This window comes from Streptomyces sp. NBC_00178, from assembly GCF_036206005.1.
Classification (GTDB): Bacteria; Actinomycetota; Actinomycetes; order Streptomycetales; family Streptomycetaceae; genus Streptomyces.
Genome location: NZ_CP108143.1, coordinates 7,121,649 through 7,131,112 on the forward strand (window position 1 = coordinate 7,121,649; position 9,464 = coordinate 7,131,112).

Sequence of the window (9,464 nt, forward strand, 5' to 3'; positions counted from 1 at the left end):
TGGTGCCGTGAGCGTCCACCCCGCGTATGGCGCATTCGGCGCTCACCTCTTCGACTTCGACCCCGACCGCACGAACAACAAGGCCGTCCTGACGGTCGACTGACCAAACGGGGTTCGCAGCGCCCGCCCGGGCGGATGCTCCGGACCTGGCCCTTAGGCGGACGACCACGTCGCATTGTTGCGGGACGCGGTCGAGGACGGCGGTCACGAGAACCTCCTGGACGAAGCCCTGCCCACATCGATGGAGGTCTTGTTCCGGGTCAGGAGGCTGGAGCCCCACTCCTCACCGCTTTGAGATCACCTGGGGGCCAGGCCGGCCCCGGCGCGTTCGAAGGGCTGGTAGCCGACTTCGCCGACCACGAGGACGACCGGCCGGAGGTGGCTGCCGAGTGTGCGGGATCCGAGTGCCGGCGGGTGAGGTCCCACGTGCCGTTCAGTGCCCCGCGCGGCCCTCGTCGGCCAGGCCGGTGAGCAGGGCGGTGAGGAGGCGGCGCAGGCGGGGTTCCAGTTCGACGACGGCGTGACCGAGCTGCGGGTCGCTCGTGTAGAGCTCGCGCAGGCGCGGGCCGGGCGTGGCCATCTGCCACAGGGCCCCGGCCATGCCGGTTGCGGTGGCGATCGTGTCGACCGCCTGCCCTTCGGCCAGGCCGAGCAGCCGGAACAGCTCGCGGGCTATCAGGTCGACCTCCTCGAGCGTGCCGAGTTTGAAGGTGCGTACCGCCTCGATGGACACGTTGCGCTCCAGGTTCAGGGGCGCCTGTGCGAGCAGGTCGCAGAACAGCGGGCGGGCGGACAGCGTGGCGGCGAAGGCGTCCGCGACCAGGCCGGGTGTGGCCTGCTCGTGCTCGGCGAGGCCCGTGCGCAGTGCGGCGGACCATTCCCGCCACCCCTCGGCGGTGAGGTCGAGGAAGATCTGCTCCCGCGTCTCGAAGTAGCGCAGCAACGCCGACTTGTGCATGCCGACCTCGGTCGCGATGTCGGTGAGGGTGACGTCCCGGATGCCGCGGCGGCCTCCAAGGGCGCGGGCCGCGTCGAGGATCGCGTCCTCGCGCGCACGCTTGGCCTGGACGCTGCGTGCCCGCTGGAAGGCGGCCTGATCAGTCATGCCACCATCATAGAAGTTAGTACCGCAACGGTGTTGCGGTATTAAGGCAACAGTGTTTCACTAGAGGTATGAGTGACAACGTAAGCACTGGCATGAGCAACGAAACGGCAGCCGTCCCGGGGCGCGGCGGCGAAAAGCAACGGGTCTGGTTCATCACTGGTTCGTCCCGCGGTCTCGGTCGCTCCCTGGCGACCGCCGCCCTGGAGGCGGGCGACCTCGTCGTGGCCACCGCCCGTCGCCCGCAGGTCCTCACCGAGGTGTTCGGGGCGTACGGCGACCGCGTGTTCCCCCTCGCCCTGGACGTCACGGATCCCCAGGCGGCACTCGATGCGGTCGACGCGGCGGTCGAGCGCTTCGGGCGCATCGACGTGCTGGTGAACAACGCGGGGTACGCGAACGTCTCGCCGATCGAGACCTCGGACGACGCCGACTTCCGTGCGCAGTTCGAGACCAACTTCTGGGGTGTGTACAACGTGACGAAGGCTGCTCTGCCGATCCTGCGCCGCCAGGGCTCTGGCACCGTCGTGCAGTTCTCGTCGATCGGCGGGCGCGTCGGCGGCTCGCCGGGCATCGCTTCCTACCAGGCGGCCAAGTTCGCGGTCGACGGTTTCAGCCGTGTCCTGGCGACGGAGGTCGCGCCCTTCGGTGTGCGGGTGATGGTCGTCGAACCGAGCGGCTTCGCCACCGACTGGGCGGGCTCGTCGATGACGGTGCACGACATTCCGCAGGCGTACGACGCGACGGTCGGCGAGATGAACCGTCGGGTCCGGCAGAACACGGCCGGCGCGGCCGGGGATCCGCAGCGCGCCGCCGAGATCATCGTTCGCACGGTCCACCGCGACGACGTGCCCAGCCACCTCCCCCTCGGTGTGAACGCGGCGACCATGGCCTTGGACCACTCCCGCCGCCGGACGGCCGCGGCGAGTGCCTGGGAACAGGTCAGCCGCTCGGCGGACTTTGACGAGCCCTATCCGGTGGACCTGCCCTGATGTCCCGCCGTGCCCCCCCGCTCCAGGCATTTGTGCGGCATGGGGCGTCGGTTCGGCGTGTGCCCGTGCCGGACAGTGAGGAGCACGCTCCGGTCAGCGGGACGACTAACTGAAGTACGCCGCCCCACCGGCCGCGCAGCCCATTCGCGGTACAGTGCAGTCATCCCCGCGTGAACACCAGGCCGGCCGTGTGCCGCAGGCGGAGGCTGGTGTGGTCCAGGGGCGGCTGCTGTGCCCCGTGCTCGGTGGTGTTCGGGGGCAGATGCGACCCGGGTGCCGCTCTTCGAAGGCGAGAAGGGTGTCGCTTCGTGGCGACCGACGACGTGCCGGCGTGGAGAGTACGCGTCTCATGCCTTCGGACCGTCGGGGTGCTGGGCGCGAGGGAGCACGTCGCAGCCCCTCCCGGGCGCGCCGGCCGACTCCAGGCCGGTCATCGGCCTCAGGTGAACAACCGGACAGGTGTCGACCCTCCGTTTGAACCTGACGGCCGGCCCACCCCGAAGCATTTGCTCAAGCAAGTGTCTATTATCCTGGCGGACGCCCTCCGTACAACCGCACGACGGGAACAATATGACCGGCCTGTCCAGGATCTGCTTCGACGTCGAACCTCACGTCGCGAGACAGGTGAAGCGGCAACCCGACACGATCGTGCGGCTGGCCCTGCTCACCTCCTACTTCGCGCAGCAGGCCGCGGGTGAGCACCCGCAGTCGGTTGAGGTGACGGACGAAGGCGTCCGGGTACTGGAGACGGAGGCCGCCGACACGTCGGTCGTCGAGCCGCTGCCCACGACGCGTGCCGGGGAACGCACCCCCCTCCTGGACCCGGCCGGTCTGGCGGTCGCCGTCGACCGGGCCATCGCCGCGGCCGGTCGGGAACTCGGGGTGGAGGAGGCGGCCCTGGAGGCGCCCTCCCTGATCAACTGCGTCACCCTCCTCGAGGCGCTCGAGCGTCAGCTGTACCCGCCCCTCGCCGTCGGCCCCGGCCTTCTTCCCCCGACCTCGGCCGTCAGGGCTGCGGTGACGCAGGACGACCTTGCCGTGGGCAGCTCGAACCCCGAGCAACGTCTGGCTCGTGGACCTGGCTGGGGGCCGGTCACCTCCTGGCGGGACCTCGCCGCCGCCGTCGCCGATGCCGGGCCCGGTGCCACGGGGCTTGTCGTCACCCGCCGACGGCGGGGCCCCGGTCACGCCTTCGCCCTTCACCTCACCTCCGGCGGAATCCGCTGGATCGAACTCCAGTCGAAGTCCCGCCGGGTCGTCGAAGAGCACCCCGACGGCGAACCCTTCGACACCCGTGCCGTCGTCGTCGACCCGTACGGACGTGTCGTCCTTCACGGCATGGACAACCAGACGACGGAGGCGTCCCGGCAGGTCGACGCCCTCACCGATCCTCCCGCACAGCCCCACGCTGTCGGGGCCATCGGCGAGGAGGTGGAAGACCGCCACGTCCTGGGGGGTCGCCTCGCGGCGAAGACGGTCCTGGCCGAACACGACTCCGGCGTCAAGCTCGTCGTCGACAGGGAAGTGTTCTACCGGGGCACGGACGGCGGTCTGTACAACAGCGCCGACCAAGCCCGTGCGGTGCCCGGCAATGACGTTATACGGGAGGAGAACCGTCCTATCGTCGAGATCGTCGGCCCGCCCTTGGCGGTTCTGGCGGGGGACGTGGGACGTCTCAGCGTGCAGACCGGCAGGTCGGTTCGCCGTACGGTGCGACAGGCGCTGAACCAGACGGACTGGCAGGGCCGCGCCATCCCGCTGGGACAGCTCCTGCGGAACATCCCCGGCTGGCGCGTGAAGAGCATCGCGCGCGACGTCCCCGTGGAGCCTTCTCCCGCCGGACCGAATCACCCCGCCTACACGCAGTTCACGGTCGGTGTCGCGGCAGGCGGCCTCAAGCACATCCTCCATGTGGCGGAAGCGCGTATCGCCTACCCTGACCTCGCCCCCCTGATGGCAAGTGGCCGCGGCTTCGGGGACATCGTCGCCGCACGGTACGCCAGTGCCGTGCTCCAGCGGCCGGTCTCGCCCGACGACATTCCGTTCCTGACGGAATTCGCCGGGGTGGACGAAGTCCACGGATACGCATGGCTCGTCTACCTCCACGCGGCTGCGTCACCCGTCCTCGACCGGTTCTTCATGGACACTTTCGGCCTCTCCAAGAACATGCTCATCGTGGCGTTGCGAAACCCTTTCCACGTCCTGCGTGCAGCCCTGAGTCCGTCCGTCGCGCGTTACCTGTCCGTCGACACGCCTGCAATCATTCGGGCGTTCGAGGGACACCTCAGAGGGCTCGTCGCGCAGTACTCCGCGAGCGGTTTCGGGTCGGTGGGCGACGAGGACCTCATGGAGACCGGAATCGACCAGCACTCCCTCACCGATTATCTGATATATACATTGCGAGGCCACACGCCGAGCGGGCACACCGTCAGTCAGAATGACGTTTTCGGCCTTCAGGACTACCCCGCGTTGGACACGAACGGGCAGCGTTACCGCGTCCCGGCAGCGCTGCTCGAAATGCGCGACTTCGCCGCCGAACCGGCGCAGCGCGTGCCGGGCTGGCAGCCGACCGACATGACCGATGACGCGATCGACGCCTCGTTCGACCAGCTTGCCAGCTCCGCCGTGGAGGCCAATCGCCTGGCAGAACGCTTCAGGCCGGGCGGGGTGCCCGGCCTGAGCGCGTCGACCGCGGCGGCAGTACTGGAGCACCCCCTGATCCCGGCCGTGCGTGGTCTGTTCGCCGAACTGAACGGGCTTCTGCGTCCCGGACCTATGGGACAGGTCCCGATCGCGCCCCTGGCGACGCGCGCGTACACCATGGCCTCGGTCGCCCGGCATCTTGCCGCAGGCACAGCACCGCCGCAGGCAGTCGTGCAGGGGATGGTCGCTGTCCACCAGGAGGTGCTGAGGATGCTCAACAGCCGGACGCAGATGCCTGGGGAACTGCGTTCAAGGCTTCAGCGTGCGGCGTCGTACGGCGACCAGGCACTCCGGGGCATCCAGTCCCTCACGCGGCACGCTCCCACGCAGGCTGTCGCGAGCGGGTCCCGGCACCACGGGGCACAGCAGGGGCACTCCAGCGGCTGGGGCGCGGGTGAACCTCCCACCGTCTTCGGCGAGCCGGTCCAAGAGCCCTCCTCGGCGCACGGCAGTGCCGACTGGTACGCACCGCTGCCTGAAAGCACCGTCGGGGAACTGGCCGCGCGCCTCATCCACGTGCCGGACCAGGTGGAGCAGCCGGTCGCGGCCCGCCTGGAACTCACCCGGCTGCTCTCTCTCGTGTTCGCTCACCCGGATGCCGTCGCACGCGTGGAAAACATCCTCGTCGGCGCCGGCGACGCCACACGCCGGATCACCGGCATCCACATCGTCCCCCGCAACACTCCACTGCCGGAGTACATGAGCGCGATCGGTGTCGACCCCGCCCTGCACACCCACGACGGTCGTTCGGCCGACGCGTTGCGTTCCGTCGCGGATCTCCACCATCAGGTCGTGTTCGTCGCCGAGGAGAACCTCCTCGGCGAGAAGACCACGTACGAGAACGCACCCGCGCCACACCCGGACGGATACTCGTCCGTCCTTCACGAACTCGCCCACTACCTCTACACCTTCGGCCTCGGCGATGAGGACCGCAGCCTCGTCGAAGAAGTCCACGGCGAACGCATGGGAGCCGGAAACGAGATCCCCTGGGTCGACGGACCGCGTCTCGACCTGCACGGTGAACCGGTCGACAACTACGCGTCGCAGAACCCTGAGGAGTTCTTCGCCCAGCTCACGAACGCCTACTTCGGTGCCAACGCGGGCAATGACCCGCTCACCGGCCGGGCGCGCAACAACGGCGCGGCCTGGATCGAGGCGAACGAGCCTCGGATCCACGCTCTGCTCCACCGTCAGTACGGGGATTCCGCGCCGCTCAATCCGTACAACCCCGTCGGTCGGACGTCCGCCGAGAACGACCTCTGGCGGGGCTACCGCGAGTTCACCGGCCTCACCGAGAACACCGCGGTCGACCGGCCGGCGCCCGATGCGACGGACCAGGCCGCGACCGTTCGCGCGGGGGTGACCACGGCCGCCGAGGAGCGCTCCGCGACCCAGGACGTCGCCACCGTGCACTACGAGGCCGACGACCGCGAGGAGCGGCACGTCCTCGCAGGGCCGGAGACTCGCGAGGACGGTCGGCAGGACGTCGAGCCGGTTCGAACGGGGAGTACGGGCGAGCGAGTCGAGACGGATTCGTGGTTGGGGTCCGTCGAAGGAGAACCGATTCCCCGTGCGGCCAGCCCTGAACCAGCGGAGCACGAGAGCCTCTCCACGAGGGCCCACTCCGGCCGGAAGCCGTCACTGACCCTCGATGTCGCTGTTCCCTCCGTGACGCATGCGAGTTCACCGCAGTCCCCGAGGTCGGCGTATCTCGCGCTGGTTTCGCCCATCGACACCACACGCTCACACTTCGGTTTGGTGCGGACCCCGGAAGGGCCGCTGCAGTCTCCGATCCGACTCATTCGCACACCGTTGACCGCGCGGCCGGAAGCGTACTCCGTGCCGTGGTCCTCCCCTGGCGTCCATGATGTGCCGACCGAGGCCGAGGAAGAGAACGGCCGGCCGCTCGACGAAACCGCACTGACGTCGGCCGCGGCGATCCAGATACTTTCCGGCTGGATCGAAGGCGACATCGAGGTGACAGCCAGGGGACGTCTGGGCGCCGACCTCTTCGGTCTGCACACCCCCTCGCCCACGCCGGAGTTCCTGGTGGATCCGGAGTCCAATGCTCCCTACGACTTCAGGTCCCTGGACACCGACCAGTCGTCGCACTTCCTGCACCTCATGGACATGCGAGGTCACGCGACCCCGCCGTTGATGGACCCGCAGGCGTGGAACGACGTCACCGGAAAGTACAGTCTCGGCCGGGCGCAGGACCCGCTTGAGGCGACCGAGGTCGCGGACGCGCCCTTCCCGCCCGACCGGCAGGTGCGAACGCCCCTACTGGTACACGCCATCTGGCTTGGAGGCCCCCTGCGGGAGTCGGGGCCGAGTGCGGGCTTCTGGAGCCGCTTCGGGGACGCCGCGAAGCGGTTGAACGGTGAAGCCCTCTTCGCCCTCTGGACCGATGTCCCGCGCTACCAGATTCAGGAGGTCATGAACCTTTCAGCGACCCCGGAGGATCCGGTTCTCGCCCAGGTGTGGGGCATGGTCGAGTGGGCGAGGATCAATGGCGTCAAACTCCTGGACGTCCACGAGGTGTTCAACGAGTCCGCACCCATGGAACTCCACGATCATTTCATGGTCGAATCCGGAAAGGCCGTCGGGACCGGCTGGGCGGCGGCGAGCGACATCCTCCGCCTGGAGATCCTGGATCGCTTCGGCGGGCTCTATTCCGATGGTGACAACGTCATCAAGGATCTTTCCTCCCTCCACCAGGTGACGCAGAGCGAGGAGGGCTACGCCATCGCGGCGACCACCAAGTTCTTCTCGAACGCCGCGGTTGCGGTGACCAGCAAGAATGCCTTCCCGGGTATAGCGAAATCAATCATCGCGTCGAACTATCAGAAATCCCAGGTCGAATTGATCGGGAGAGGCGGCGCTGCGGCCTCGAACGACTTCTGGACCAGGGGTCCAGGGCGTTCGAAGAGGCATTCCGTGATCGTCCGGACCGGTCCGGACGCCTACGTGGGAATGCTCGACCGGCTCGGCCTGGAACGAACGACGGACATGCCGCGCCTGCGCGGGATCGACGTACGCTCGGACTTCAGCTGGTCCGCAGAGGAGCAGGCCAGGAAGGACGCCGCGGTTCCGGCGAACGTGTACACCGCCGAGGACACGATGCGTGTCGTCGCCGGGGTCGTGCAGACGATGGTGCGCAGTCTGCTCAACAGGCAGGGCGATCTTCACCTCACCCAGATCGAGCCCGTCGTCCGGCGCCACCAGGACCCCGACTTCGTCTGGGAGAGCGCGTTCGGTTTCCTCGCCTCCCGGGAGGAACTCCGGTCGCTCGTCCGGGGTGTGACGCGGACGACCTACCTCGGCAACGGGGACTTCTACCGGGTCGAGCTGCCGCAGACGGTGGAGTCGCTGCTGCTGACGCCCGAGGAGCACTCGGCTGCTCCCCTCGGCAACGCGGAAGGCTGGTGGCTGGGAGAGCAGTCGACGCCGGTGGAGCTGGCGCCTTCGCCGCTTGCCTTCGACCACCCCGCCGTGTCCGATGCGGACACGCGCACGGACCTCCCGGCAGCGTCCTATTCCTCCGAACTCCTCGACGATCTGGCTTCGCGCGTCCGGAGAGAACTGGAGCGGCTGGGCCGGACCGATCTGAGCATCGGTGCCGAGGACGTGGCCGACTACTTCGGCAGGACGCAGGAGAGCGCGGACGCCGGGCCTCGCGGCCACCTGGCCGGACGCATGGCGGGCTGGTTCGCCAACGACGGGCAGCATGTTGCCGAACCGTCCACCGAGAGCGGGCAGTCGACCGAATCCGCCGGCCGGGCACTCCGTGATGCCGAGGCCACGTCGCGAGCTCCTCGTGAACCGGGGCTTGTGGCATTCCTCGACGCGCCGCGTGGGAACGCCGGCCCGGCAAGGGGGGACGAAGTGGTGGAGCAGGGCAGCGATCCGGTGGTCACGGCCGCGCCGAAGGCGGTGGGTCCGCTGTCGTCGGCTCACCACCCCCGGCACCGCGAGGAGTCCGCCGAGGTCGGATCGGAGCCCGAGACGCACCGCACCGAGGTCTCCTCCGCCAAGCGCCGCGTGGACGACCTCGTGGAGCAGTTCAAGGAGGACGTCCGTCCGGCCTTGCGCGTCTGGGACCGGCCGGTCTCCTACGAGATCCAGGCGCTCAAGGGGATCCTGGGGTCGCCTGGCGCCCGGTCCCTCGTCTTCGGCCTGGATGCCGACGGCCCGGTGTGGGCGGTCAACATGGGTGGCACCCTCACTTGGCTCACGAATGTGCTCGTGCCCCTGTCGCCTCCCGAGGTTGTCGACGGACCGGTCATCTCCATCGACATCGACAGTCACGGCCAGCTGACGGGCCCGGCGGAGCAGAACCTGAGGGAACACGGCATCACGCTGTCGGACGGGGTGAAGACGGGGTTCTGCGACCTCAACTTCGGCACCGACATCGGGAAGGTCACAGGGTGGAAGGCCTGACGAGGTGATCGCCAGGAGGGCCGGGTTCCGGTACCGGCCCTCCTGGCGGTACGGCCCGGGGTCCTGCCGCACTTCTTCGTGAAGGGTGTGGAGACCCGGCCGTGCGTACACGCCACGGACGGGTCCTACCGGCACCACCCTCGGTCCGGGCAGGGCCCGCCGGGCCCGATGTGCGCGCTTCGCCGGCTCGGCCTAGATGAACAAGGGCGCCGGAGGAGCAGGGCCAG

General features: G+C 68.8%; 3 protein-coding genes. 2 read left to right on the forward strand and 1 reads right to left on the reverse strand.

The window, feature by feature from the left end; translation table 11 throughout:
- Positions 1–433: 433 nt before the first annotated feature.
- Complete coding sequence (locus OHT61_RS31330; protein ID WP_329042844.1) at positions 434–1,105, reverse strand: TetR/AcrR family transcriptional regulator; 672 nt, start codon at positions 1,103–1,105, stop codon at positions 434–436.
- 92 nt (positions 1,106–1,197) lie between these two features.
- On the opposite strand from OHT61_RS31330, the gene OHT61_RS31335 reads away from it, so the two are divergent.
- Both OHT61_RS31335 and OHT61_RS31340 read left to right on the forward strand, forming a co-directional pair.
- Complete coding sequence (locus OHT61_RS31335; RefSeq protein ID WP_329042845.1) at positions 1,198–2,094, forward strand: SDR family NAD(P)-dependent oxidoreductase; 897 nt, start codon at positions 1,198–1,200, stop codon at positions 2,092–2,094.
- A 570-nt stretch (positions 2,095–2,664) separates the two neighbouring features.
- The gene (locus OHT61_RS31340) at positions 2,665–9,237 is read left to right on the forward strand and encodes a toxin glutamine deamidase domain-containing protein (RefSeq protein WP_329042847.1); all 6,573 of its coding nucleotides are present in this window, start codon (positions 2,665–2,667) and stop codon (positions 9,235–9,237) included.
- Positions 9,238–9,464: the final 227 nt, after the last annotated feature.

Coding starts and splice junctions, on each gene's coding strand:
- OHT61_RS31330 (WP_329042844.1), bottom strand. CDS start 1,105: ATGACTGATCAGGCCGCCTTCCAGCGGGCACGCAGCGTCCAGGCCAAG.
- OHT61_RS31335 (WP_329042845.1), top strand. CDS start 1,198: ATGAGCAACGAAACGGCAGCCGTCCCGGGGCGCGGCGGCGAAAAGCAA.
- OHT61_RS31340 (WP_329042847.1), top strand. CDS start 2,665: ATGACCGGCCTGTCCAGGATCTGCTTCGACGTCGAACCTCACGTCGCG.